The sequence below is a fragment of the Aquibacillus sediminis genome (genome assembly GCF_005870085.1).
Taxonomy (GTDB): Bacteria; Bacillota; Bacilli; order Bacillales; family Amphibacillaceae; genus Aquibacillus_E; species Aquibacillus_E sediminis.
The window spans coordinates 1-26741 of sequence record NZ_SZNM01000003.1 but is presented as its reverse complement, the minus strand read 5'-3'; the positions used below and the strand labels follow the sequence as shown (position 1 = coordinate 26741).

The 26741-nt window shown below is 37.7% G+C and carries 18 protein-coding genes and 1 rRNA gene; 15 read left to right on the top strand and 4 right to left on the bottom strand.

Annotation, left to right across the window (positions count from 1 at the left end):
* The first annotated feature begins 10 nt into the window (after positions 1-10).
* Entirely contained in the window at positions 11-1279 is a 1269-nt protein-coding gene (locus FCI53_RS03705; protein ID WP_138415975.1) for a TRAP transporter large permease, read from the top strand.
* 47 nt (positions 1280-1326) lie between these two features.
* A complete protein-coding gene (locus tag FCI53_RS03700) occupies positions 1327-2082 on the top strand; it encodes an IclR family transcriptional regulator (protein WP_138415972.1) in 756 nt (251 codons plus the stop codon).
* A gap of 580 nt (positions 2083-2662) precedes the next feature.
* Here the strand turns inward: FCI53_RS03700 and FCI53_RS03695 are convergent.
* Positions 2663-3394, bottom strand: a complete 732-nt coding sequence (locus FCI53_RS03695) for an IclR family transcriptional regulator (protein ID WP_138415970.1) — start codon at positions 3392-3394, stop codon at positions 2663-2665.
* Between the two features lie 267 nt (positions 3395-3661).
* Here FCI53_RS03695 and FCI53_RS03690 point away from each other — a divergent pair, with 267 nt between their 5' ends.
* From FCI53_RS03690 to FCI53_RS03655, 8 genes are all read left to right on the top strand, one after another.
* Positions 3662-4609 (top strand): fumarylacetoacetate hydrolase family protein, encoded by a 948-nt coding sequence (locus tag FCI53_RS03690; protein WP_138415968.1) that lies wholly within the window; start codon positions 3662-3664, stop codon positions 4607-4609.
* 1 nt (position 4610) lies between these two features.
* Entirely contained in the window at positions 4611-5114 is a 504-nt protein-coding gene (locus tag FCI53_RS03685) for a DinB family protein (RefSeq protein ID WP_138415966.1), read from the top strand.
* Positions 5115-5136: 22 nt separating this feature from the next.
* Entirely contained in the window at positions 5137-6249 is a 1113-nt protein-coding gene (locus tag FCI53_RS03680; RefSeq protein ID WP_138415964.1) for a cupin domain-containing protein, read from the top strand.
* A gap of 209 nt (positions 6250-6458) precedes the next feature.
* Positions 6459-7670: an FAD-dependent monooxygenase gene (locus tag FCI53_RS03675; RefSeq protein ID WP_138415962.1), complete on the top strand. Its 1212-nt coding sequence runs from the start codon at positions 6459-6461 to the stop codon at positions 7668-7670.
* 497 nt (positions 7671-8167) lie between these two features.
* On the top strand, positions 8168-9373 hold the full coding sequence (gene ystJ, locus FCI53_RS03670; protein ID WP_138415960.1) for an NADP-dependent malic enzyme: 1206 nt from the start codon (positions 8168-8170) through the stop codon (positions 9371-9373).
* A gap of 311 nt (positions 9374-9684) precedes the next feature.
* The gene (locus tag FCI53_RS03665) at positions 9685-11043 is read left to right on the top strand and encodes a YjiH family protein (RefSeq protein ID WP_138416527.1); all 1359 of its coding nucleotides are present in this window, start codon (positions 9685-9687) and stop codon (positions 11041-11043) included.
* A gap of 788 nt (positions 11044-11831) precedes the next feature.
* Positions 11832-13388: a Ppx/GppA family phosphatase gene (locus tag FCI53_RS03660; RefSeq protein ID WP_138415957.1), complete on the top strand. Its 1557-nt coding sequence runs from the start codon at positions 11832-11834 to the stop codon at positions 13386-13388.
* 127 nt (positions 13389-13515) lie between these two features.
* The gene (locus FCI53_RS03655) at positions 13516-15612 is read left to right on the top strand and encodes an RNA degradosome polyphosphate kinase (protein WP_138415955.1); all 2097 of its coding nucleotides are present in this window, start codon (positions 13516-13518) and stop codon (positions 15610-15612) included.
* A gap of 279 nt (positions 15613-15891) precedes the next feature.
* Here the strand turns inward: FCI53_RS03655 and FCI53_RS03650 are convergent, their stop codons facing one another.
* Both FCI53_RS03650 and FCI53_RS03645 read right to left on the bottom strand, forming a co-directional pair.
* Positions 15892-16728, bottom strand: a complete 837-nt coding sequence (locus tag FCI53_RS03650) for an EAL domain-containing protein (RefSeq protein WP_138415953.1) — start codon at positions 16726-16728, stop codon at positions 15892-15894.
* 178 nt (positions 16729-16906) lie between these two features.
* The gene (locus tag FCI53_RS03645) at positions 16907-18682 is read right to left on the bottom strand and encodes a methyl-accepting chemotaxis protein (protein WP_138415951.1); all 1776 of its coding nucleotides are present in this window, start codon (positions 18680-18682) and stop codon (positions 16907-16909) included.
* 240 nt (positions 18683-18922) lie between these two features.
* Between FCI53_RS03645 and FCI53_RS03640 the strand changes: the two genes are divergently transcribed.
* Together FCI53_RS03640 and FCI53_RS03635 are read left to right on the top strand one after the other, a co-directional pair.
* Complete coding sequence (locus FCI53_RS03640; protein ID WP_138415949.1) at positions 18923-19711, top strand: HAD family hydrolase; 789 nt, start codon at positions 18923-18925, stop codon at positions 19709-19711.
* Positions 19712-19883: 172 nt separating this feature from the next.
* Complete coding sequence (locus tag FCI53_RS03635) at positions 19884-21317, top strand: methyl-accepting chemotaxis protein (RefSeq protein ID WP_171038047.1); 1434 nt, start codon at positions 19884-19886, stop codon at positions 21315-21317.
* Positions 21318-21390: 73 nt separating this feature from the next.
* On the opposite strand, the gene FCI53_RS03630 is transcribed toward FCI53_RS03635, so the two are convergent.
* Complete coding sequence (locus FCI53_RS03630) at positions 21391-22137, bottom strand: DUF2161 domain-containing phosphodiesterase (RefSeq protein ID WP_138415944.1); 747 nt, start codon at positions 22135-22137, stop codon at positions 21391-21393.
* A gap of 112 nt (positions 22138-22249) precedes the next feature.
* Here FCI53_RS03630 and FCI53_RS03625 point away from each other — a divergent pair, with 112 nt between their 5' ends.
* The 3 genes from FCI53_RS03625 to FCI53_RS03615 form a co-directional block, all read left to right on the top strand.
* Positions 22250-24619, top strand: a complete 2370-nt coding sequence (locus FCI53_RS03625) for a polyprenyl synthetase family protein (RefSeq protein ID WP_138415942.1) — start codon at positions 22250-22252, stop codon at positions 24617-24619.
* Between the two features lie 570 nt (positions 24620-25189).
* The gene (cynS, locus tag FCI53_RS03620) at positions 25190-25660 is read left to right on the top strand and encodes a cyanase (protein ID WP_246050000.1); all 471 of its coding nucleotides are present in this window, start codon (positions 25190-25192) and stop codon (positions 25658-25660) included.
* A gap of 864 nt (positions 25661-26524) precedes the next feature.
* Positions 26525-26741: ribosomal RNA gene (locus FCI53_RS03615) — 16S ribosomal RNA — on the top strand; the annotation flags it as partial.

Genomic DNA, 26741 nt, shown 5'->3' with positions numbered 1-26741 from the left:
CCCCTTCAATATGCTTATTTTTATACTATTTATTGTATTATTACTAATAGGAGTTCCAATAGCATTGGTTTTAGGGATAACAAGTATTCTATATATTATTTTATCCGACAACATGGGATTATTATTAACTGCACCACAACGGCTATTTTCCGGGATTGAAAGCAATGGTTTGATCGCAATACCCCTTTTTATGCTTGCTGGAGAACTAATGAATTCTGGAGGAATAACAAAGAGATTAATTTCCTTCTCGCAAGTGTTACTCGGACATTATCGAGGTGGTCTTGCATATGTAAACGTTGTAGCGAACATGTTTTTAGCATCGATCATTGGTTCAGCGACAGCTCAAATTGCAATGATGAGTAAAATGATGGTTCCAGCAATGGAAAAAGAAGGCTATAAAAAAGAATTTAGTACATCGATTACTGCAGCATCAGGTATTTTAGGACCAATTATCCCTCCGAGTATGATGTTCATTATTTATGGTGTAACATCTGGACAATCGATTGGAACAATGTTTTTGGCGGGGATCATACCAGGCGTTTTATTAATAGTTGGTTATATAGCATTGATCTCGTTTATTGGTTACAAGCATAATCTACCAATATCGCAAAAACAACCTTTATCAAAGTTATTTACATCCCTTTTCCAAGTATTGCCAGCGTTATTAGTGCCAATTGTCATTATTGTTGGTATACTGGGAGGTATATTTACGCCAACTGAATCTGCTGCAATTGCTTGTCTTATTGCCTTTATTGTTGGCTTTGCTTATCGTGAGTTAGGCGTAAAGGATATACCATCGATTTTTATAAACACCACTCATTCTACTGCTATTGTAACCTTGCTTATTGCAATGGCAAGTTTGTTTGGATGGGTACTAACGTTTGAAGGGGTACCTCAAGCAATATCTGAATGGATGATTACATTAACAGAGAATCCACTTCTGTTCTTATTGCTACTGAATATATTACTATTATTGATTGGTACCGTTATGGATGGAATTGCTGCACTCATTATTTTAGTGCCAATTTTCTCGCCTTTGTTACCATTATACGATATTGATCCAATTCATTTTGGGGTCATTATTTCGATTAATTTAACAATAGGGTTATTAACACCACCTGTAGGAACTGGTTTATTTATTGCTTCTAGTATTAGTGGTGTTAAATTTGAAAGTTTGTCGAAAGCAATACTTCCATTTCTCGGTGTTGCTTTACTAGTTCTAATCCTATTAACGTATTTCCCTCAACTCGTCTTATGGATTCCGTCTATGGCTAATTAAGATTTAGGTTGAGCAATATAAGGGATGACAGAGTAGGAGGGTTTTTTTTGGAAAAAAATAAAGCCAAAACAACAATTAAGTCATTAGAGGTAGGACTAAATATAATCGACATGATTGTACACCATAAAAAACCTTTAACATTTACGGAAATAGTTGATTTAACAGGTATAACGAAAAGTAATTTATTTAAGTATTTAAACACACTTACGAACAATGCGGTTCTTTCACGAGATTCAAGAGGTCTATACACACTTGGACCAAAACTAATCGATTATGGGATTGCTGCAATTGGGAGTGAAGATGTGTTATCAAAAGTTACTCCTGCTATGGAAGAAATGAATGAGGAAATTGATGAAACTGTCCTATTTTCTATTTTTTCTAATATAGGTCCAATTGTCGTTCATATAGTGAAAAGCTCTCAAACAATAAATATTGGAGCTGAAATTGGAACAGAGCTCCCTTTACATTCATCTTCTGGGAAAATCTTTGCTGCCTATCAAGATACCTTGAAGGTAAAAAAATGGGTGGAACTGGAAAAAACTAAGCTAGATACAGAAACAATTAACAGTCTTCAAGAAGAAATCTCAAAGGTAAAAAAACAGGGGATTGCGCATTCTTATGAGGCGTTAGCTCCCGCTGTGTCTTCCTATTCCATTCCGATATTAAATTTTAAACATGATTTACTAGGTGCAATAACCGTTGTTAGCTTTAACAAAAAAAAGGAGAGCGAGTCTGTAGTTGATTTAAAGGATTATTTATTAGAAAAATCAGTGACGATTTCTAGAGCTTTCGGTTATGGGTAATGGTTTTAGTTTTAAAAGAAGTAGTTTTAAAACCGTTGAGAAACTGGTGAAAGACATCATGGTATATCACTAGCAAATAAAACGCTTGGATTTAATGATCCAAGCGTTTTTTGGTCCATCTAACAGGAACTATCTAATTGAGCGTTAGAAATATGCAATAGGGCTGGAGGTTTCAATACCTCTAGACAAGTGCATTAATTTTACATTGGGGGGGGAGAGCGGACAATTAGTTCTCTATTATATGGATGTACAGCTATTTTGAAGTAGAGCGGACATTTATTCTTTTATCCCGGTGAAACCGTCGTAAGACTCCCATTTCGAAACATAAATGAAAACGGAAGATGTTTAAGTGGGAGTAAACTTTCGCTTTCACCCCGATTCTTCAACTAACAATCAGTGGGGGAAGGGCAAAAAAACCCCACTGATTGAAGTTTCACTTTATTTCACTCATTTAGCCAATTTTTATCTAAATTCATTTATTTTATGGAATAAATTTCCACAATTATCCCAGAGCACACGTTGCTGTTCGTAATAACGCAATAGTGCACCTGTCAAAGAAATAAAGCTACCCTAGAAAACTTTAAAAATCCATTGATATCTTGCTTTGCATCGTTTGTAGATATTCGCTTACAGGATCTTGTAGCGTTTTTGGAATATCCGAAGAAAAACCGACAACTGATATGATGCCAATTAACTCATTCGTATAATTCAGAATTGGGATTGAAACAGAAGATATTTCAGATATTAAAGGGTTCTCTGCGAAGGCTATTTTTTCCTTGCGTATCGTTTTCGTTTCTTCTGCGTGATTATGTTCGGAAATATCATGCTTTTCCTTCCAACTCTTTGTTTTTTGATGATCTGCAAAAATAGTAAAAATCTTTCCTGTTGAAGAATTGGGTGGTAGTAATGTTCCAATCTCTGCACCAATGTTTAAAATCTGATTGGAACGGTTAATTTTTGCAATTACAGGCCCATTAAATGTAGGAACAGAAAAAAGCGCTGAATTATTGGTGTGTTCACTTATCGATTGTAAATAAGGTGAAATACTTACCAGAATATCTTGATTACCAATCGCTGTCATTCCGTATTGAATTAATTTCGAACCTAAGTGGTACAAGCCATTTTCATCGCGAAAAATGAGATCATCTTGCATTAATGTATTGATGTATTTATATAAGTTCGTCTTCGTTACCTTCGTCTCTTCCTGTATATCTGTTATTTTTAATGGCTTCTTTGCTTGAACAATAACATCTAAAATCGATATCCCTGTGCTTAATGATGAAATCGTATCTTTCTTCTTTTTTGTTTCCATTTTCTTATCTCCTTATAGCTTATATTTTGCATCCGAATTTTTTAAAAATTTTAAAAAATACCAATTATTGGATTGACAATTATAAATATTCTGACATATAATATTATATATAATATAATCCAGTATCACAATAGTGAATTGATGATAATCTTCTGAAAGGGGTTGGTTTTCTTTCAATGACTAGGCGTGCATTTGTTGCGTCACAATGTGGTGCTGTTTATACATGAACCAAATCATCTAAAAAATCTTTAACAAAAGGAGAATTCGATGAAAATTATTACATTTACAGTAAATGGTCATTCAAGAATCGGGGGAATTGCTAACGACAATAAAGTAGTCGATCTAAATTATGCGTATCAAGCGCAATTGCAAAATGAAGGTAAATATCGCTATCAACAAATTGCAGAGGCATTTGTTCCGTCTCAAATGGAAGCGTTTTTACAAGGTGGGAAAGAAAGTGTGGAAATAGCAAAGGGAGCAGTCGACTTTGCTTTAGAAAATCCAAACGCTTTTAAACATAAACTCGTATATAACAAAGATGAAGTGAAAGTAGAAGCTCCAGTAAATAATCCAGGCAAGATGATTTGTGTTGGACATAACTATCGCGAACATATTTTGGAAATGGGTAGAGACTTACCGGAAAATCCTGTTCTTTTTTCTAAATTTGCTAACACAATTGTTGGCCCAGAGGATGACATTCCATACTATCCGATCTCTGAACAGCTTGATTACGAAGCAGAATTTGCATTTGTCGTAGGAAAGCAAGCACGACATGTTTCAGAGGAAGATGCATTGGATTATGTAGCGGGTTATACAATTGTAAACGATGTCACATACAGAGATATCCAACGTCGTACATTGCAATGGTTACAAGGGAAGGCAGTGGAAGGAAGTGCTCCAATGGGACCATGGTTAGTTACATCGGATGAACTAAACCCTTCAGGATTAGAAATTGCACTGACAGTAAATGGGGAGGAACGTCAGCGCTCCAACACTAAGAATCTAGTATTTACAGTTGAAAAGCTTGTGGCCTTCTTATCAGGTTTAATGACGCTAGAACCAGGCGATGTAATCCTTACTGGTACGCCAGGTGGTGTAGGATTTGCACGCGATCCACAAACCTTCTTGAAAGATGGAGATGTTGTAAAAATTGAAGTAGATGGTGTTGGAACACTAGAAAATAAAGTGGTATTGCAAAAAGGAGGAGAAGCTTAAGATGGCAGGTTCAAAGGTAGAAAGCTACATCGAATCGATTCATAAGTCTCTAGACGAGATGATAGCAGACGTTCAAGGTTTATCAGAAGATGTGATTCGCTGGAATCCATCGGAAGAAGAATGGTCGATTTTACAAATTTTATCCCATGTGAATGAAGCAACTGTTTACTGGTTAGATGAATTAGAAACGATTCTAGATACACCGGGGTCCGAATGGGGAAGAGGATTACAAGACCCGGATCGTTTGCGAGCGGTAGAAGCCCCAGAAAACTTAAATATTGATGAAGTGATTAAGGAAGTAAAAGGACTCAAAGAACAGGTTCGTGATCGATTATCAAAAGTTTCTGACGACCGTTTAACAGAAGAAAATCCACATCGAAACTTTAAAAAGTTTGGCAATAAACCAGTTTCATTCTTAATTGAGCATTTCCTTGTTGAACATGTCGAAGGACACTCGGGTCAAATTAAGCGTAATCTTTCTAAGTTAAGTGAAAGTGCTAAATAAAAAATAAAAGAGGGGTGTTTTTGTGGCTGAAAAGGCAAATTATCTTCAAGACCAAGATGTAAAGGATTTTACGAAGGATATTCAGCAGTACAATCTCGGACCATTATGGGAAGCGATACCAGAAGTTATGAATAAAACTCCAAAACCTCATGCACAAGCATACCTTTGGTCGAGTGAATTGATTGAAAAAAAATTAACGGAAGCAGCGGAGATTTTTACACCTGAGCGTGGTGGTGAACGTCGTGCGATCTATTTCCAAAACCCTGGTTTAACCTACCGAACGCCTTGGGGACAGGTGTCCACAACCCAAACATTATACGCTGCTGTACAGCTTCTACAACCTGGAGAAGAAGCACCATCCCATCGTCATACTCAAAGTGCACTTCGTTTTATTACCGAGGGAGAAGGCGCTTACACAATTGTCCAAGGGGAACGAATCTTTATGGAGGAAGGAGATTTCCTCATTACACCAAAGAATTTATGGCATGGTCATGGACATAATGGTGATAAACGAATGATTTGGATGGATGCGCTAGACATTCCGACGATTTACAACATTGGTGGTACATTCTTTGAACCGTATGAAGCTGGCCTACAAGAACCAAACGTTCCTGATAACTTCTCGGAAAAACGATACAGAGGTGGCATGGTAAGGCCAGTTGGTGATGAGAAATTTGACGTTGCCCCACTAGCTAACTATAAGTGGAGTCGCACGGAGGATGCGATAAAAGGACTAATGGAATTTGATCCAGATCCAAACCATGGATTTGCGGTTGATTATATTAATCCAACCACTGGGAAGTCTGCAAATCCAACGATGGGTACACGGATGCAGTTCCTTCCAAAAGGGTTGAACACGAAAGCGCTTCGCCATACCCATTCTACCGTTTACCATGCATATAAAGGTTCTGGTTATACGATCATCAATGGCGTTCGCTTCGATTGGAAAGCTGGCGACTATTTCGTCGTACCTAACTGGGCTTGGTATGAGCACGTGCCTGCAGAAGATTCCTACTTATTCTCTGTAAACGATATTCCAATTATGGATCGTTTTGAACTAGAAAGAGAAGAAAAGTATGAGAAAAACAACGGGCATCAAACGGTAACTGGTGAATTTAAACCAGATTTTAGATAAAGAGATATTTCTAAACTAGTGAGGGACCTTCATTCCTCGCGAATGCTTTGCTTGGACGGTTGGAATTTTTACAGCCAGTTTATCCTCCTTTTGTTCTTAAAATCTTGAAGGGGGGATCCTTACTGCCTGTTAAAAAGGGATCATAATAAAAGTTGGTTAGAGAGAAACAGATCTATGATTTCTATACTATCTTTTAAGGGGGAAAAATCATGACAAACAGTAAAGAGAATCCAATTATTGTCGTTGGTGGGGGAATCGGTGGTTTGGCCACAGCATTGGGCCTTGCGCAAGCCGATAAATATGTGAAGGTACTAGAGCAAGCACCAGAATTTGGAGAAGTTGGCGCAGGGATCCAGCTTGCTGCAAATGCAACCAATGTATTACAAAAACTAGGTGTGATGGATCAAATTAGTAAAGATGCTGTATTCCCTAAACGTTTAGTTTTAATGGATGCGTTTACAGGAGAAGAATTATCCGCACTTGATATTGATGAAGTGTATCGAGAACGATATGGTGCACCATATGTGGTGTTACATCGTACTGATTTGCAACAGGCACTTCTTGACGCATGTGTCGAGCATCCGAATGTGGAACTTGTGACAGGTCAAGACGTCACAACTGCAGAAGATCATGGGAATGCTGTCGAAGTTGTGACTGCATCAGGTGACACTCATTCTGGTTCGGCGATGGTTGGGGCAGATGGTTTATGGTCAAAAACACGTAAATTGTTTGTAGAAGATCAACCGGTCTGTTCGGAATATGTAGCTTACCGGGGCGCACTACCATGGGATGAAGTAGCGGACGCAAACGTAGGGGATCCAAATGATGTGTATATGTTTATTGGACCAAATATGCATGTTGTCCAATATCCAGTAAGACGTGGGGAACTGTACAACCAAGTAGTGGTGTTCAAAAGTAACCAATATAGAAAAGAGATTGAACATACGGATCAGTGGGGGACACCAGAAGAAATGGACGAGGTGTTTAAAGGTACATGTGATCGAGTGAAGACAGCAATTTCTTATATTTCCAGACAAAAAAGATGGCCGATGTATGATCGCGATCCTATTCAAAACTGGACAGAAGGAAATATTACCTTGACAGGTGATGCAGCACACCCAATGCTTCAATACTTGGCGCAAGGGGCTTGTCAAGCATTAGAAGATGCAGGATTTCTAGCAGATGTTGTTAAAAAGCATGGTGACAATTACAATCAAGCCTTTTTAGAATTCCAAGAAGAACGTCAACCACGCACTGCATATGTCCAAACAAGCGCTAGAAACTGGGGAGAAATTATTCACGCAACAGATCCAATCACGCAATTGCTACGTGATAAGATTTTAGAAAACCGAACAGACAAAGATTACAAATTTGTTGATCAATACCACGGTTACAATAAAACATTGGAAGAGGTCAAATAATCAAAAACGTACTGTATGAAGAAGGAAGGCGATGTCTTTCCTTCTTTTTAACATTCATGGTAGGAATAGAAGTTTCTGGATGATTTAAAAGTTACTAGATATGCGGCAAGTAAAATTTTATGTTATTTCGGATGATGCTCAAAACTTATTCCCTCCTATTGAAAAGGAATGGTAATTAGGCACAATTTGCAGTACTCCCTCACTTCGATCCACGAGATAAAACAAAAGAAGATAAGTGGGAATGGCCTGCTAGTCCCTCCTTTGCTATGTTAACAATGGGGGAATAGCTGATTATCGATTAAGAATAATAATCAGAAAATTCAAGTTATTATAGCGGTACAATAATCGTTAACATTCCATTTAAACTGTGTTGCTTGTCGTGGGATGTCCACTTTATCCAGGTGTAACCGTCCGTAAGACTCCCGCGCTAGATAGAGAAGTTGTTACACAATACGTTAGCTGTGTGTGAAATTATTCTAAGAATGGAGAGACAAAGGATGGATCAAATACGTCAAGAAGCATTAAATATGCACCGAGAAAACCGGGGGAAATTAGAAACAAGGGCAAAAGTTTCTGTGAATAATGCCTATGAATTAAGTCTTGCTTATTCCCCGGGGGTAGCAGAACCTTGCAAGGAAATCTATCAAGATCGAACAAAAATGTATGAATATACGATGAAAGCAAATACAGTGGCCGTTGTATCGGACGGATCTGCGGTTTTAGGCCTTGGAGATATTGGTCCGGAAGCCGCAATGCCTGTTATGGAAGGAAAAGCAGTGTTGTTTAAAAATTTTGCCAAAGTGGATGCTGTTCCACTCTGCTTAAATACGAATGATGTCAATGACATTGTGGAAACCGTAAAACTTCTTGAACCAACATTTGGAGGAGTAAATATAGAGGATATATCTGCTCCAAGATGTTTTGAAATTGAGGAACGTCTAAAACAGGAAACGAGTATTCCTATTTTTCATGACGACCAACATGGAACAGCAATTGTAACGACTGCAGGTCTAGTAAATGCATTAAAACTTGTCAATAAAAACATGGACGAGGTAAAAGTGGTTGTTAACGGTGCAGGTGCTGCCGGTGTTGCGATCGTAAACCTACTTGATCGGTTTGGGGTAAAAGAAGTTATTTTATGTGACTCAAAAGGAGCTATTTATGAAGATCGCCAATATCGTATGAATCCTATTAAAGAAAAAATTGCTAAAGTGACGAACCCTAATAAAGTGTCTGGTCTTTTAGATGAAGTAATTCAAGGAGCCGATGTATTTATTGGTGTATCGGTTGCAGGTGCTTTAACGAAGGAAATGATTTCAACCATGGAACAAGATCCGATCATTTTTGCGATGGCGAATCCAATTCCTGAGATCATGCCAGACGAAGCGAAGGCTGCTGGGGCGAGGGTGATTGGAACTGGTCGGTCAGACTTCCCGAATCAAGTAAACAATGTACTAGCCTTTCCTGGAATATTTCGCGGGGCATTAGATGTAGGGGCTACTCACATTAATGAAGAAATGAAAAAAGCAGCAACGCTAGCGATTGCGTCCCTTATTCCAGAACACCAATTATCTGAAGACTATGTGATCCCCGCACCATTTGATGAACGCGTAGCATCTACAGTAGCATCAGCTGTTGCCTATACTGCAAGAAAGACAGGAGTTGCAAGACGGGACATGGGGATAGGGGTCGTGTCCCAATAACGAGCGTCGGATCCCCCGCTTATAGACCTTCCAATAGGGACAACAAACCTGTCCCCATGTCCCATTTTGTATTTTCATACGTTATTAGAAATGTCAGAAAATACTTATTTTAGTAAAATCCCTTGATTCTACTTACCTGTTAAGACTATAATAAGAACTCGAGTTGCATAATTATAATATTTTATTCAAAATAAACTCATTAGGGAATGCTCGATAACATTTTAATTATGGCTTCTATTGTAGAGAGTTTTATAAATAAGGTAAGTTAGAAAAAGGGAGAGATAAAAATGACTGACGGAGATTCGCAAGGGATGAAACATAAGAAAGCGGGCGAACGTTTTACAACGCGCGATTATTTGCGTTTTATTATCCCATCATTTATAGGGATCCTTTTATTTATGGTTCCTGTTTCGTATGATGGTGAAATTAGTATTCCAGTTGCCTTAATGGCAAGTATGGTGGAAGAAGTTTTATATGATGGGTTACCGGTTACGATGACGGTGCTGTTATTTATAGTGGCGGTTGTATCTACCATTGTAACCTATGCCAAGCCAAAGTGGATAATGAAACTAGACTTTATGAAAAGTCTCTTTTATGTTCACCCTGTTTGGTTATTCGTTCGAGTAATCGGATTTGTTTTAGCGGCAATGACGTTTTGGGAGATTGGGCCTGAATGGGTATGGTCGGTTGATACAGGAGGGCTTCTTCTGTTTGACTTAATGCCGTTGTTATTTACGATTTTCTTATTTGCAGGTCTGTTTTTACCATTATTATTAAATTTTGGCCTGTTAGAACTATTGGGGACATTGCTTGATAAAGTGATGAAACCACTTTTTACATTACCAGGACGTTCATCGATCGACTGTTTAGCATCTTGGATGGGCGATGGCACGATCGGTGTGTTATTGACAAATAACCAATATGAACAAGGTTTTTATACGAAACGGGAAGCTGCTGTGATTGGGACGACATTCTCCGTTGTGTCAATTACGTTCAGTATTGTGATCTTATCTTATTTAGACTTAGATCACTTGTTTATTCCTTATTACCTAACGATTGTTGTGGCAGGGTTCGTTGCAGCGTTGATTATTCCGAGAATTCCACCGCTGTCACGGAAACCTGATAGTTATATGGTTGAAAGAAAAAATGATGATGAACCAGCTCGTGAAGGGGAAAGTGAATTTCGTCAAGGTGTAACGAAAGCGGTCAAGCGTGCGAAGATGAATAGTGGTTTAGGTACGACGATATCCAGTGGCGTAAAAAATGTATTTGATATGTGGTTCGGTGTTCTACCAGTCGTAATGGCATTGGGGACAATTGCTGTAATCGTTGCGGAAACGACGCCAGTATTTGAAATTATCGGTATGCCATTTATTCCAATCCTGCAATTATTACAAGTACCGGAAGCAACAGAAGCTGCTCAGACAATGGTGATCGGTTTCGCTGATATGTTCTTGCCAGCTGTTATCGGAAGTGGCATTGAAAGTGAAATGACTCGTTTTATTATTGCGTGTGTATCGGTAACGCAATTAATTTATATGTCAGAAATTGGTGGGCTGCTGCTAGCTTCTAAGCTGGCTGTAAGTTTTAAAGATCTAGTAATCATCTTTTTATTAAGAACCATCATCACCTTACCAATCATCACAGCAATCGCGCACTTGATTTTTTAATATGGATAATAAGATAGAAACAAGAAACTTGTCTCTATCCCAAAAGCGTATAGCTAGTTGGCTATGCGCTTTTATTTTTTTAGTATAGAAAATTATAGACTTAATTACCTGTGGATTAATTGTAGATTTATTTAGCCACGTCCGCGAAGCGCTAAAGCAGTAGCGCAACTTCCCTCGCTTCAGGCCTGCAGAACAAGAAAAAATACGACAGCGAAACTTCGCACGAAAAAAATGATTTTCTTTTTCGAGGATGTAGGTCAGTTTGACGCTGTCACAGGACGTGACGTTCCATAGTCGGACATCCTTTGTATTAGTCAACATCAATTTACTCCGCTCCCACAGTTTCCCTTATCTCCTACGAAAAGAATGTTAACTACGTGGTCTTTGCGTCGCATCATCGAACCAACCGCTCCCGAGCGGGCGCAGTTCGTACGTCGCTGACCGGGTGCTTCGAGCCTTTGTTTTTGCGAGAAAATGTGTTTTTTGTCATTTGTTAGGGGGAATAATGGCATTACATAAACTTATTGTTAAGTTTTTTAGGTGAAACTTATTTTTTCTTGTATTTCTGATTAAATTGATAGTAAGAAATGTTTGTTTAAACGAACGATCATATCATTGGGGTGGATTTACCTACAAACGATTACGGAATGGTGTTCTCTATGATAGTGTGGAATAACATAGTAAGTAAGGAACTTATAATTTCGAAATTTGACTAAGTGTGTATTGGAGAAAAGTTATTAGTTGTATAGAATTAATATTTTCAAAATTATTGTAAAACAGGTGATATCATGAGCAAAAACTATTATGGCATGATTGATATTGGTTCAAATAGCATGCGATTAGTTATATATTTACAAGAAAAAACGGGAAGCTTAAGTGAAGTGGAAAATGTGAAAGCTGTTGCACGTTTACGTAATCATCTAGATGATCAAAACTTGTTAACAGAACAAGGTTTAAGCATCCTAATACAAACATTAAAAAGTTTTAAAGAAGTGATGGAAACCTATGAACTAATAGATTTAGTTTGTGTTGCGACAGCTTCCATTCGTCAGGCGAAAAACCAAGATGTTATTAGGCAAATGGTTCGAGAACAAGTTGGATTGGACATGAAGATTTTATCTGGAGAAGAGGAAGCTTTTTATGGTTATTTAGCTGTAGTAAATTCTACCTCTATTACGGAAGGAATAACGGTAGATATCGGTGGTGGCAGCACAGAGATTACTTATTTTAAAGATCGAAAATTGCTAGAATCACACAGCTTTTCTTTTGGGGCGCTAACGTTAAATCGATTTTTCAAATATGACATTCCTTCGAATAAGGAATTAAAAAAGCTGCGAGAATTTTTACGTGATCAATTCGACTCGCTTCCGTGGTTAAGCCAACAGGGAGTTCCGTTAATTGCAATTGGAGGTAGTGCCAGAAATCTTGTTCAGATCGATCAAAGTATTAAAAAGTATCCACTGGCAGGTCTTCATCAATATAAAATGGGATGGAAGGATATCACGTATGTTAGTGATTGTTTGAGTAAATTAACGACAGAGGAAAAGCAAAAAGTAGATGGGTTATCGAGTGATCGAGCAGATATTATTTTACCAGCGATTGAGGTTTTCCGATGTTTACATCAGACAATCGGAGCGAAATCATTTGTACTTAGTCGTAAAGGGTTAAGGGATGGTGTGTTTTTTGAACAGCTTTCCCAACAATTAGGTTCTGCTGTATTTCCAAATGTTTTACAAAGTAGCATTCAGGAATTAATGACTGACTATGATGTGAACCCGACTCAAATTAATCACGTCCAATTTTTAGCGAGTAAGTTTTTTGATGAGTTCCAACAAAATGGACTAGGCGACCTAACATATGATGATTGGACCATTCTAAAACGGGCGAGCAATGTATTTAACCTTGGTAAATATATTGATTCGGAGTCTAGTGCACAACATACTTTTTATTTACTTGCCAACCGTACCATAGATGGTTTATTTCATATTGATCGTTTAAAACTAGCACTTGTTGCATCATTTAAAAATAACCAACTGTTTAAGCAGTTTGTGAACCCTTATAAAGGATGGATTGCTAAAAGTGAAAAACAAAAACTGAGAGTACTGGGGGCTTTGCTTAAATTTCTTTATTGTTTAGATGCAACGAAACGTCAAATTGTCCAAGATTTTGATTTGAGAAATAGAGAAGGTGTGATTGAACTAACCATTTATTGTAACCAAGATTGGTTGCCAGAACAGTATCAAACAGTAAAACAAAAGAAGCATTTAGAAAAAGCCTTGAAGCGTCCGATTCACTTAACCTTTGTGGATGTGAATGAAATAGGAAATATAAAATTGGCTCGCTAATTAATCTGAATTTACAAAAAATTAACAATCTCTTTATCCTAACTTAAAATTTGCATCATATAATGGAAGAGCATAAATATGTAATAAGGACGAATGGAACATAGCATACAGCAGAGGGTGAATAGAGATGTCAAAAATAATAAAAACGGAGGTTGGATTAGACCATCCTTCTTATTACATTAATCGTGAATTAAGTTGGCTTTCCTTTAATGAACGTGTGTTAGAGGAAGCGATAGATAAGGAAAATCCACTGTTGGAGCGATTGAAATTTCTTGCTATCTTTAGTTCAAACTTAGATGAATTTTTTATGGTGCGTGTCGCAGGGCTTAAAGACCAAGTATTGGCTGGGTATAATAAGGCGGATAATAAATCAGGTCTTACGCCAAAACAACAATTAATGAAAATTTCAGAAATTAACCATCGCATGGTAAAAAGACAATATGACATCTATTGCCAGTTTCAATTACCTTTATCCTTTGAAGGTATATCAATCCAATCGATTGAATCATTGGACAGTGATGAATTGAAGGAATTAGAAGTTTATTTTGATGAACACATTTACCCCGTTCTAACACCGATGGCCATCGATGCCTATCGGCCATTCCCAATGTTGTTAAATAAATCAATTAATCTAGCTGTTGAAGTAAGAGATCAACATGTTGAAAATGGGGAGTCAAATATAGCAATTGTGCAAGTACCTGCCCTATTAGATCGGTATATTACTACTCCCAAAAAGGATAATTATGTGCTATTAGAAGATGTGATTAGCTACTTTATTGAAAAATTCTTTGTGGGTTATCACGTTTGCTCTATAACAGAATTTAGAATTACTCGCAATGCAGATATGACAATTCATGAAGAAGGCGCTAGGGATTTATTGAAAGAAATTGAAAAAGAAATCAAGAAACGGAAGTGGGGTGCCGCTGTCCGATTAGAAATACGCCAAGGAAAATACGAACAGAGAATAATAGATTTCTTACTACACGCACTTGAAATACATGAAAAAGATTTATATATCGTGGATGGACCGCTAGATTTAACGTTTTTGTTTGACTTCTATAAAAAATTGTCTGCAAACAAAGAACATCTAGTATATTCAACATTATTACCTCAACCACCTCAAGATATGGACTCGAATGAAAGTGTATTTGAAGCAGCACAAAGACGGGATATATTTGTCCATCATCCGTATGAATCTTTTGAGCCGGTAAAAGAGTTGGTAACAGAAGCTGCAAATGACCCATATGTACTTGCTATTAAACAAACACTGTATCGGGTTAGTGGGGATTCGCCGATTATCGAAGGGCTAAAACAAGCTGCAGAAAATGGAAAGCAGGTAACCGTATTAGTTGAATTGAAAGCACGTTTTGATGAAGAGCAAAATGTGCATTGGGCTAAAGAGTTAGAAAAGGCTGGCTGTCATGTTATTTATGGCATGAACTATTTGAAAACGCATAGTAAAATAACGCTTGTCGTTCGAAAAAAACGAGGAAAAACGATGAGGTTTGTTCATTTAGGCACAGGTAATTACAATGACCAAACAGCAAAACAATATACCGATATGGGGCTCATCACAACGAAACAAAAATTTGGCATTGATGCTACTAATTTTTTTAACTATTTAAGTGGTTATTCAGATAAACCGATCTTTCATCATATCTCAATGGCTCCTTTTGATATACGTGATCATTTTATTCGTAACATTGATGAGGAGATTAGCTATCATAAACAATTTGGCAATGGCCGTATAATTGCTAAGATGAATGCATTAACGGATAAAACATTAATTAATAAAATGTATGAAGCATCACAGGCAGGTGTAAAGATCGACCTTATTATAAGAGGGATATGCTGTCTAAGAGCTGGAATAGAAGGGGTTAGCGACAATATTCGAGTTGTAAGTATAGTAGGGCGATTTTTAGAGCATAGTCGAATTTATTGCTTTCATCATAATGGAGAGGAGAAAATCTACCTTTCCTCTGCAGATATGATGACGCGAAATATGGTGAAGCGAGTCGAGTTACTATTTCCAATCTATGAAGGGTATCTAAAACCCCGAATTAAACATATCCTTCAGATTATGCTTGAAGATAATGTGAAGGTGAGAGAGCAAGCAAGCGATGGTAGTTATCATTATGTAGAAGCAAAACAAGGAGAAGCGCGTAAAAATAGTCAGATGATGCTATTTGACATGGCATATCAAGTAATGGAAGATGAAGAATAAAGGTACCAGTTACCTCTTGTGGACACTGTGCACGAGGAGTAACTGGTACTTTGGTGTTCATTAACAAATGTACAGTTCTTCCTATGTAAAAATTGTATCGATATGGTGTACCAAGTCTATGATGCGAATGATGAGAGCGATGGGGTTGTTATGATCAAAAACTACACTCACTTGGATGCTAAGGTGTTCTATAAATAAATTCTCTACATGATCACTCGTTGTTGTTTACTTGGGACCATTTCGGTAATATCACCATAAATGCAGACTGGATCTCTATGTTCATTGAAACTGTAGGCTAGGTATTGCTAAACCATAGCCTTGTCCTAAATGTACACCGTTTTCTTTCAAAAATTCAAGATCTTTTTCTTTTTCGATCCCTTCTGCAAGTACTTGCGTGTTTGATTCATTTGCAAAATCGACGAGTAAACGAATTAATTGTTGCTGGGATTCACTACAATGAATATTATGAATTAATGTTCTGTCAAACTTGATAAATTCAGGCTTAAGATGTACGAGTGTTTTTAGACTGTTAAAACCACTTCCTGCATCATCAATCGCGATTCTAAAACCTTGTCGACGGTAGTTGGATAGGACGCGCTCAAACATGGTATAATCTGTCACTGCTGTTTTTTCGGTTAATTCAAATACGACTTGCTTTGGTGATATGTTGTGTTGGTGCAGTAATTCCAATGTTTCGCCACTTTTGTAATTGGAATCAACCAACACTTGAGGGTGTATGTTAATAAATAATAAGTGATCTTTTTGCTGTGGGTGATTGTCGACTTCATGATGAAATTTTTGAATAGCTAAATTTCTAGCAAGTAGTTCAAATTGAAATACTTGATTCGTTTGACCAATAAAGTCGTAAAAGCTTTCAGTAGAAGGAAAATGTTTCGTCTTGGGTGGTCGGTTTAATGCCTCATATCCAATAATTTTATCTGTTTTTAAATGAAGGATCGGTTGGTAGTAAGTGGTTAAGGACCTCGTTTTCATAATTCTTTTTAGTTCAACAAATTTTTGAAAATCTTGCCCTCTTGATAACTTCTTATCTTGAGCGTGTTTTACGTAGGAAAAAATATCGAAAATAGTAACCTTTGAAAATAGTGAGTTATCCATCATGTACTCCTTTATGTAAGATTTTGTTGAATATTGGTACTGTCTTAAGTATAAACATTCATTATTAAATTCGTATAAACTTTATATAAATTTTGATTTACAATTTGGGAAGGTGCTAACTCTTCGCGGAAATCTAATTTCGTATGGAAAAAAGAAATGTTCTGTAGGAACACTTCTTTTAGTCCACGCTAAATTTATTCACTTTGTTGTTTAGTTGTTCGCTCATTTTAGATAAACGTAAAAATGCTTCTGTTACTTCTTCCATTGCTGCATTCGTTTCCTCTGAAATTCCTGCCACGGTTTGTACGTTTGCGGTGTTCTGGCTAGAAACTTCACTAACGCTTTGCATTGTCTTTACAACGTTTTTCGTTCGCTCTGTCACACGTTCGATATGTTGTGCGACAATTTTTGCTTGTTCTGAAACAGAAGTAGTAGACGTTACAATTTGTTCAAAGTTTTTGCCTGCTTGTATAATTAGTTCTTTTCCTTTTGCTGTTGACTCACTCGTTATCTGCATAGAATCCACCGTCTCGGCTGTTTCAGATTGAATTGACTGAAGAATCGAACTTATTTTATCGGTTGCATCTGCAGACTGTGTGGCAAGCTTTTTCACCTCATCTGCTACAACAGCAAATCCTTGTCCATGTTCGCCCGCTCGAGCTGCTTCAATCGCAGCATTTAGAGCTAACAAATTAGTTTGAGTTGATACATCATGAATCACGGAGACAATACTATCAATTTCGTTCGTTTTATCTACTAATGAATTCAGTTTGTTAACAGAAGAATGGACGCTAGACTCCATCTCCATAACATTGCTTATTATTCTATCAATGTCTTTTTGGCCGTATTTTGCTTTTTTATTTGCGGTGTCTGATAAAGAATTTACGGTAACGATATGACCTTCAACTTCTTCCATGTCAACGGCAGTTTCACTCATATGTTGATTAATAGCGCTTATACTTTCTAACTGGTGCGACGTGTCGGAAGAAACTTTTTCGACGGAAGTAGCAACTTGTTCAACGCCAGCTTTTGTCTCGTTTGCACTGTGTGTGATTTGATCTGCGGTTTCTGTCACGTGCGTGATCGTATGTATAACATCTTTTAACACTTCTCGAAGTGATGTGGTCATCCCATTAAAGTTGGATGTTAGTTTTCCTAATTCATCCTGAGTCTTTTGCTCTAATGGAGCTACCGTGAAATCACCAGATGCTACCTTTTCCACCTGATCAGAAATAGTGGACAATGGTTTTGTGATCATGATTACCGTAAAATAAATTAAGCCGATTGTTAATAAAATCGAGCCGATGCTGATGATGAAAATCCAATTGGTTCCTTGTTTATTTAGTTGAACAGAAGTATGTACTCGATCATTAATCTGTTGCTCCACGTTACTTACGATTGATAGCATCGAATGATTCGCTCGATCAAAGTAGGCTTCCCCTTTATAAGTTTCATCTTGTGCCACATCCATATTCCCATTAGCGGATGCGGTAATGACGTTATCCACAATTTCCTTATATTTAGTCCATTGATCTAAAAAAGTCTGATAGTTCTCCTTGAGTTGTTGATCCTCAAATTGATCAATTAAAGCTTGAAGTTCTTGTTTACTTTCCTCAATATTACTCAAAGGAAGATTAATCTCGTCTGTAAGAATTTTTTGACTAACAGACATGGTTGTAGTTGCTAGTTCATTCACATGTTTACTCGTTTGGAGCATGTCATTATTAATAGCATTTGCTTCAATGACAATTGGTAGAAAAAGGTCCATTACTTGTTGGTCATTGTTCGAAACGGCACGCATTTTACTGTACATGACGGTACTCATGACGATCAGTAAAAGAAGCACAATCGAGAAACTAACGATGACTCTTAGCCTAATGGGTAGCTTATCTAGTTTTTTTAACCAAGTGATAGAAAAGGAATGTTTAAAAATATTACGTATTGATGTCTTCATGCTTACCTCCTCTTTAATTGACGTTGTACATTATCATACTAGAATCCAAATCCATGGGGTGCATTTTTACCATAACTTTACAAAATGTTTACACGAAGTAAATATTTGGGAGTGAAATGGTGGTCGGTTTGTAGTCTTTTCATGATAAGAACAACTTAACAGAAATCATACATTCCGTTTATTTGGCCTTAACATTTGGATGATATGATTGCTCTATCAATGCAAGGGGGTAGATAAAAAATGAATGTACACGCAGTATTTATTGACATGGATGGCACGCTCCTAACAGCCTCAAACAATATTTCTAAACGCAATATGGAAGCAATTTTTAAGCTGAAAAATCAAGGGGTGAAGATTTTTTTAGCAACTGGTCGTCATTATGAAATAACCGCTCCTTACCATAAAGCGCTAGGTTTGCAGACACCTATGATTTGTTTGAACGGAGCTTCAATGCATGATGCTTGGACAGGAAAAGCCCTGCAGGTCAAACCTATAACATTGAATGAGGAACGTTTTCATCGTTTAACAACAGAGGTTCCATGTAATGTGCTGATTCATTCGGTAAATGGACTATATTGTAAAGAACTAAGTGCTGAAATAGAATCCTGGACTAAAGAGGGGCAAACATCCCCACGCTATGTTGGCGATTTAAGGCATGCAAACTATACAAAGGTACTTAAATATAGTGTGCGCACTGGTAGTCCTGCGCCAGAACTATCTGCACTGTTTAAAGAAGAAGCGGATATCATTGATTGGGAGGATGGATTTGAAATTGTCGCGCCAGGAGTTTCAAAATGGTCCGCGATCCAAACATTACTTCGCCTATTTGGAATAAATGCACAGGAAGTTGTGACAATAGGAGATGGTGCGAATGATATCCAAATGTTGCGCAACGCTGGAACAGGTGTTGCGATGGCGAACGCTAGTAGACTGGTAAAAGAAGCATCAGACTATGTCACAGGCCATCATCAAAGTGATGGCTTAGCCGAGTTTATAGAACGCTACCTTATTAAATCATTTGCTATTTAGCTGGGACAAGGCACTTGTCCCAGCTTCTTTGTTTTTTGCGGGACAGTGGACCTGTCCCTGTGTGCGGCCTATAATTAATTTGTGAACAAATTAATTATTCCCTAATGGGGATGAGATGTGGGAGTATTCTAGTAACAGAGAATTTTTATGCATTTTTCCGGGAGTTAGGGTGTTGAAAGAAACCGTTATCATTGAAGGGCGAATGATTGCATTTGTTAAACTTGTTATAATGGGGGATCGTGTTATGTTATTAATCGGAAAAAAGAAAGCTGTTTCACAGGACCAACATGTTGAGAATGAGCGTAGTTTACTAGAAGAGTTAGATAGAATATATCAATTAAATGCGGACTTTGGAGCGTCAATGGAAAGTGGTTACTTGCAAGGGGACACACCATTAGTACATAAAATCAATGAACTTTTACAATTAAAAAATTCGCAATTAAGAGAGCAATTTTTACTTAATAGTGAACTGATTGAATATGTGACAGAAATGACATATGTGAAAGATATGGTCGATCAAATTTCATATCAAAAAAATTCCATCAATGAAATTGCAGCAACGAGTCAAGAGATGAGTACGTCAAGTGAAGAGATTGCAAATTTTGTACAGAACTCTCTCGTTAAGACAAAAGAGGTAGTTGAAATGTCGGAAAGTTCTATGCAGAACATTCATCATTCTTTTACTCATATTGATCAATCTTTCGATGAAATGAATACGGTTCAATCTAAAATGCAATCTGTAGTAGAAGGAACGAAAGAAATTGATAAAGTTGTTAATATTATTAAAGACGTCGCGGATCAAACCAATCTATTATCTTTAAATGCGAGTATTGAGGCAGCCAGGTCTGGAGAATCAGGCAAAGGGTTTGCGGTAGTTGCGGACGAAATAAAGAAACTCTCCCAAAATACGAAAGAATCGGTTACTTATATAAATAATTTACTAGGTAATTTACGTGAAGAAATAGACCATTCTAATCAAAAACTTATCGGTGCCATTGATGTGTTTGCGTCTGGAAAGGAACAAATAAATGAAGCGGTCACATCCATGAACGAAATGGAGGAATCGTTAGGAGAAATGAATACCACGTTTGATAGTATAGCAACGAATGTGGAAGAACAATCGGCTGCGACAGAGGAAGTATCAGCGAGGTTAAGTGAAATAAACGATCAAACGGGTGTGTTAAATGATATTGTTCTAAAAACGGGCCAAGGGATTTACACCATTAGTTCTATGATTGAGAATCAAAGAAAAGCAGCTATTCCTTATTATAAAGACTTTAGTGGAGAGCAGGTGCTGATTCTAGTCGCTTCTGAACATTTATTATGGAAATGGAAAGCGTATAATGCTGTGTGTGGCTTTGTGAACCTTGATGAGAGTAGTATTCAAAGTCATGACATGTGTACAGTCGGGAAGTTTATGGCGACTAACGACATTTCTAGTGATGTGAAAAAATTAGAGGAACCACATAAGAAGGTTCATACACTCTCAAAAGAGATCGTTCGCGCTGTGAATAATGGTGACAGGACCCATATCGATCGTTATTTAACAGAGCTTGATGAAGCAACGGAAACATTTATTAGCGGATTGAAAAATGCCCAATTATAGTGGGACAAGGGGACAGGGCACTTGTCCCAGTAATTTAAGGGCTGGGACAGAGAACCTGTCCCCATGTCCCACTTTACGTGCGGTAGTATGCTGTGAGGTCAGGGTATTCTTTTATCTCTTGCTTTCCCTTTTCACTGAGGGTATAGATACCTCTTTTTACGCGGACAAACCAACCGTAATAGTTTTTGCTTAATATCGAATGTGTTTTTTTGCCAGTTCCCATTTGTACTAATGCTTTTGGAGACAGTTCCCCGTGTTGTTCCAGGTAACATGCAATTTGCACACAATTCTCCCGATAAGCGGTCATGATTTGCTTTCTACTAGACCCACCAATATTGTAATCTGCACTCCGTCCATTGATTTCTTTTATTATTGCTTGTCTAAGGTATTTCGCTTTCCCTCTACTGATTGGACGATGAAAAGGAGTTGGTTCCATAACCACTTCCACTCTTTTTCGCTTGTCTGAAAAGGAGACAAGCATCAGACCTAATTCTAACCTCCGCAATAAGTGGCAAGTATCCCGCCATTTTTTTGAACGAGGGTTGTGCTTTTTAGGTTTTGGAACAGCAATATATACATGCTCTGACAGCCGCTGTCTTTTGGTTGCTTGAATGAGCAGGTCTACACTTAAGTTCAATTTCAATTCAACGATGAGTAGAAGGTCCTCTTTCATGACTGCAATATCACAGTCTTTAACTTCACCATATACGTCATATCCTTTACGTTTAAAATAGTTTTGAATGGGTTGATATAAATCTACTTCTTTTAATTTCACTTTTTCACTCAATGTTAGCACCGTCCAATTATAGATTACTAGCATTTATTTTACCATAATGGCTAGGAGAAGGAAGCGTCCGTGTCCTAGAAATAAGGGTGCGATCATGGTACGATGAATGTAATTTAGAAATAGGAAATTGAGGTTATGCTCACATATGAAAGAAATAAATGCAGATACATCGTATAAGCTGGCAGAACAATATGCTGCACAGTATTTTAAAACACTTTATGATCAAGCCAAGAATAAACAGTATGTTTCACCGCTTATAAAGGATATCCATTCCTGGAAACATAGCCATACTCGTTTTTCCTTATCATCGATTGTTTCACGGTTTAAGAAAGAGTCAACACGACAAGGCTATTATCCATATATAAGAACGCTGGATCGTACTGGAAAATTAGATGACTACTTAGAACGTAGTATTTCCTATATTTTTATAAGGGATATGGGGGCAAAATTAAACGAATCAGATACCCAAGAAAAAATACAGCAGGTAGTAGAAGATTTAAAAACGAAGCTACTGGATCCGAAACATAACGGTGATTCAGATACACACATGTTCACCAAGGCCTCGCTGTATCGTTTAGCCAAACAACATGGGGTTGAATCAACGATGATTTGGTTAATCGATAAGCTGAAGCTTGTTTCCTCCAACATTCCAGAAGAGATGGATGTGGACAAAGCGCAATTTAAGCTGATTAAAGTTATTGCGGGGGTTGTGATGAATACACTTGATCGGATCGATGACGAGGTTACTTCTAAGGAGGAACGTGCTCAATCACTGGATAAAGCGATCCGGCTTGGGTATGCCTATGGATTAACCTATCCTTTTATCGATGACTTGTTCGATAGTAAAATTTTATCAGCAAATGAGGAAAAACAGTATGCGGATTTAATCCGTACTACCTTGACTACTGGGGAAGTTCCGGCATTAGTCAAATGGAATGGAAAAAATAAAGCTTTCATCCATTTTGTTCACGCAGAACTAAAGCGTGCATTTGAATATATAAGAGATAATCAACCAGTAGATTCTAGAACAACTTTTCTCGAGCAAGCATATGTATTCTTTCAGTCGCAGGAAGTGGATCGTTTAAAGAATTTATCCAATCCGGCATACACAAATGAGGACCTATATATTCCGGCAATATTAAAGTCTGCTTCCTCACGATTAATCGTACATTCGATTACCAGTGGAACGGAAGCTGGTACCTTTGAGAATCACCCATTTTTTTATGGTATATACAATCAACTGTCGGATGACCTTACAGATATGTTTAGTGATTTGGAGCAAGGGGCTGTAACCCCTTATACCTATTATTTAAAGTACCATCATCAGCGCCCAGATTTGCTGAACCCTTTTGAATTATATTGGACGGTTATTTACCATTTGATCCATCACATCTATGATTCAGATCCCGATGCGTGTGAAGTGATCCTTAACAGAGCGATTAATGGGCTGAAACGATTAAAGAAACGATTTGGGTCGAAAAAATATACAGAGGTAATGGCGCTTTTTACTGCTGAAATTCCAGCATTTAATAGTCTGATTCAACGGATCGTTCGCAAAGTGGATGACGTCGATTTCTTTGATAAATTACTACGGGATCATGTCCTTGCAGATTTAAGGAAGGAAAGAAAACAGAAACAAGAATTCACTGATACTGTTCAATCCATGCAGCACCAAATTAATGATAGTTTATTGATATTGAATGATATTCAATCCTATGCTGAAGATCCGATCATTGAAGCGGCTAATTATAGTTTAACGAGTGATGCAAAACGCCTGCGTCCGATTGTGACTTGGGTTATCGGGAGCCAAGGATATGGATTAGAAAGTACCGCAATCGAGCCATTGGTAAAATCATTAGAATATATGCACACGGCGTCCTTAATTTTCGATGATCTTCCTTCTCAAGATAACGCGTCTATCCGCCGAGGTCAGCCGACATTACATGAAGTGTATGATACGAGTATCGCCGAATTAACAGGTCTCTATTTGACGCAGAAGCCGATTGAAGAATTAACGACGCTTGATGCATTTGATCCACGAACAGTACTGCGTGTAATCAGGTATTCGACACAATCAACAGAGGCGATGTGCAAAGGACAAGTGATGGACTTACATGCAAAAGGGAAACAGCTAACAATCGACGAGTTGAGAACGATCTGTTTCTATAAGACGGGGTTAGGTTTTGAGGCTTCACTTGTCATGCCTGCCATTCTCGCGCATGCAACAGAGGAAGAAATAAGTAGGTTAAAAATGTTTGCGCGACACTTAGGTATGGTGTTTCAAATTAAGGATGACTTGCTTGATGTGGAAGGGGATCTGCGCTTACTTGGAAAAAGGACTGGAAAAGATGTTGAAAATAAAACCACCACATTTGTCTCCTTGCTAGGTGTAGACGGTGCTAAAAAAGAAATGTGGGATCATTACTGTTTAGCATTTGACGCCCTACAAGCAATGCCGCGTCATAGGTCATTTCTAAAGTATGTACTAAATTATTGTGTACATCGTGAGCAGTAGAGAATGGTATAAAAAACAGGTACTACCTTTGGGTTGTACCTGTTTTTTATACCGGCAACCGTCCGTTAGTCTCCCACTTCAAAACATGATAAGAAACGGAGATGGTTAGGGGGGTGCTAACATTCAGTGGGGGAAGAGTAGAACCCCCACTGAGTGAAGTTTTACTTTATCTCGCCTTAAAAAGCAGTAAGCCCCCCTTCAAGAATGAAGAACATCTGAAAAAAGACAAGAGGGGAATTAACTGCCTGTAGCGTACAAGCTTCTATCGGTGGATGGAAACCGCTTATAGAAGCTATGTATAATCAATTTTGTAGTTTAGTGAGTTGTTTTAAATAATGAAGGTTCTTACTGAGCGGTATGTTAATTGCAAATATAATGGAAGTTTAATGATAGATATAAGGTATTCTGCGTATCTTAAAAGAAAGTCTCTATGCTACACAGCAAAAAAACATGTAAGATGATTTGACAACTTTCTTCCTATTTAAATTTCACTGCGCTATAGTTTCAGTAGAATCATAACATCATAGATTTTGAACCTCCACTATTTAATATAAAAGGAGAGGAAACGGTGTGAGTTCTATTGTAAAAACTAAAGGCTTAACGAAGGAAGAAGCGACGGAGCAGATATTATTAGCAAAGCGTGACAAAGGACTGACTTTCGATGATTTAGCAGCTGAAATAGGTCGACATCCTGTTTGGGTAGCTGCTGCAATAATGGGGCAAGCATCAATGAGTGCAGATGAAGCAGATAAATTGATTGTTATGTTAGGTTTGGAACAAACTGTATCCATTGCTTTACAAGATATTCCGATGAAAGGATCACTTAACGAATCGATTCCAACAGACCCACTGATTTACCGCTTCTACGAAGTTATGCAAGTTTACGGTACTACATTAAAATCTGTAATTCATGAAAAGTTCGGTGATGGAATCATGAGTGCGATCGATTTTAAATTAGATATCGATAAAAAAGAAGATCCGAATGGAGATCGAGTGGTCGTAACGATGGACGGTAAGTTTTTACCTTATAAAAAATGGTAAATTGATTTGGGGAAAACGGTGAGCGTTGTGTTGGTGAACGCTCACCGTTTTGAGTGTAAGTTTAATGTAGAAACCATATAATAGGAAGAAGGTCGACTAAGTGTTAGTACCACAAGAATAGACCCGCAGATCCTTGAACCGTTCACCGTTCAGGGTGAAAGCGAAAGTTTACTCCCAATTAAACCCTATCTGTTTTGAAGTAGGATTATTCGGATGGTTCACCTTTGATGAAAAAACAGCTACAACTAATTGAGCTTTCCTAAATGACCGCCTTGTTTTTTTATTTTTATTCGGGGGAAGAGCAAAAACTTCACTGATTGGTGAAGTTTAACTGTATCCCGCATGTAACTGGCAATATCACGCCATTTCAATCAGTAAGGTAAAACCTTAGAAGCATGGTGGAGCAGCTGTCAGTAAATGTCCGATTGTGTTTAACTAGCAAAAAGCCCACTCACTGATTGAAGTTTCAATTTATGATCAATTGGAAAAAATTGGGGTGAAGATTGCTATTGTATATAGTAATGAACCGTGGTATATTATAAATCTCTCATCAAGAGAGACGAACACAGCGAAACAACTTCAAAAAAGTTGTTGACTTTAAGTTTTGTAGTATGGTATATTATTAGAGTCGCTTTAAACGACAAGAACAAAACAAATATTGAATCAAAAAAGTTGTTGACAAGCAAACAACGACGTGATACAATATTTATTGTCGTTAAAAACGTCGTTAACTTTTGATCTTTGAAAACTGAACAAAACAACCAGTATGAAACAGATCAGGTAAGACGTTTCAATTATTTGAAACAGACTACCCTGAATCAATTTTTAAAGCTAGTTTTTGAAACGAGTAAGCAAGCTCATTACTTTATGGAGAGTTTGATCTTGGCTCAGGACGAACGCTGGCGGCGTGCCTAATACATGCAAGTCGAGCGCGGGAAGCAAGCAATCACCCTTCGGGGTGTGCGCTTGTGGAACGAGCGGCGGACGGGTGAGTAACACGTGGGCAACCTGCCTGTAAGATTGGGATAACTCGCGGAAACGTGAGCTAATACCGGATAATACTTTTATTCGCATGAATGAA

Bases quoted from the DNA above. Each gene is read 5' to 3' on its own strand.
- FCI53_RS03705 (WP_138415975.1), top strand. From the start codon at position 11: ATGCTTATTTTTATACTATTTATTGTATTATTACTAATAGGAGTTCCA.
- FCI53_RS03695 (WP_138415970.1), bottom strand. From the start codon at position 3,394: ATGGAAACAAAAAAGAAGAAAGATACGATTTCATCATTAAGCACAGGG.
- FCI53_RS03690 (WP_138415968.1), top strand. From the start codon at position 3,662: ATGAAAATTATTACATTTACAGTAAATGGTCATTCAAGAATCGGGGGA.
- FCI53_RS03685 (WP_138415966.1), top strand. From the start codon at position 4,611: ATGGCAGGTTCAAAGGTAGAAAGCTACATCGAATCGATTCATAAGTCT.
- FCI53_RS03675 (WP_138415962.1), top strand. From the start codon at position 6,459: ATGACAAACAGTAAAGAGAATCCAATTATTGTCGTTGGTGGGGGAATC.
- ystJ (WP_138415960.1), top strand. From the start codon at position 8,168: ATGGATCAAATACGTCAAGAAGCATTAAATATGCACCGAGAAAACCGG.
- FCI53_RS03665 (WP_138416527.1), top strand. From the start codon at position 9,685: ATGAAACATAAGAAAGCGGGCGAACGTTTTACAACGCGCGATTATTTG.
- FCI53_RS03660 (WP_138415957.1), top strand. From the start codon at position 11,832: ATGAGCAAAAACTATTATGGCATGATTGATATTGGTTCAAATAGCATG.
- FCI53_RS03655 (WP_138415955.1), top strand. From the start codon at position 13,516: ATGTCAAAAATAATAAAAACGGAGGTTGGATTAGACCATCCTTCTTAT.
- FCI53_RS03650 (WP_138415953.1), bottom strand. From the start codon at position 16,728: ATGGATAACTCACTATTTTCAAAGGTTACTATTTTCGATATTTTTTCC.
- FCI53_RS03645 (WP_138415951.1), bottom strand. From the start codon at position 18,682: ATGAAGACATCAATACGTAATATTTTTAAACATTCCTTTTCTATCACT.
- FCI53_RS03640 (WP_138415949.1), top strand. From the start codon at position 18,923: ATGAATGTACACGCAGTATTTATTGACATGGATGGCACGCTCCTAACA.
- FCI53_RS03630 (WP_138415944.1), bottom strand. From the start codon at position 22,137: ATGCTAGTAATCTATAATTGGACGGTGCTAACATTGAGTGAAAAAGTG.
- FCI53_RS03625 (WP_138415942.1), top strand. From the start codon at position 22,250: ATGAAAGAAATAAATGCAGATACATCGTATAAGCTGGCAGAACAATAT.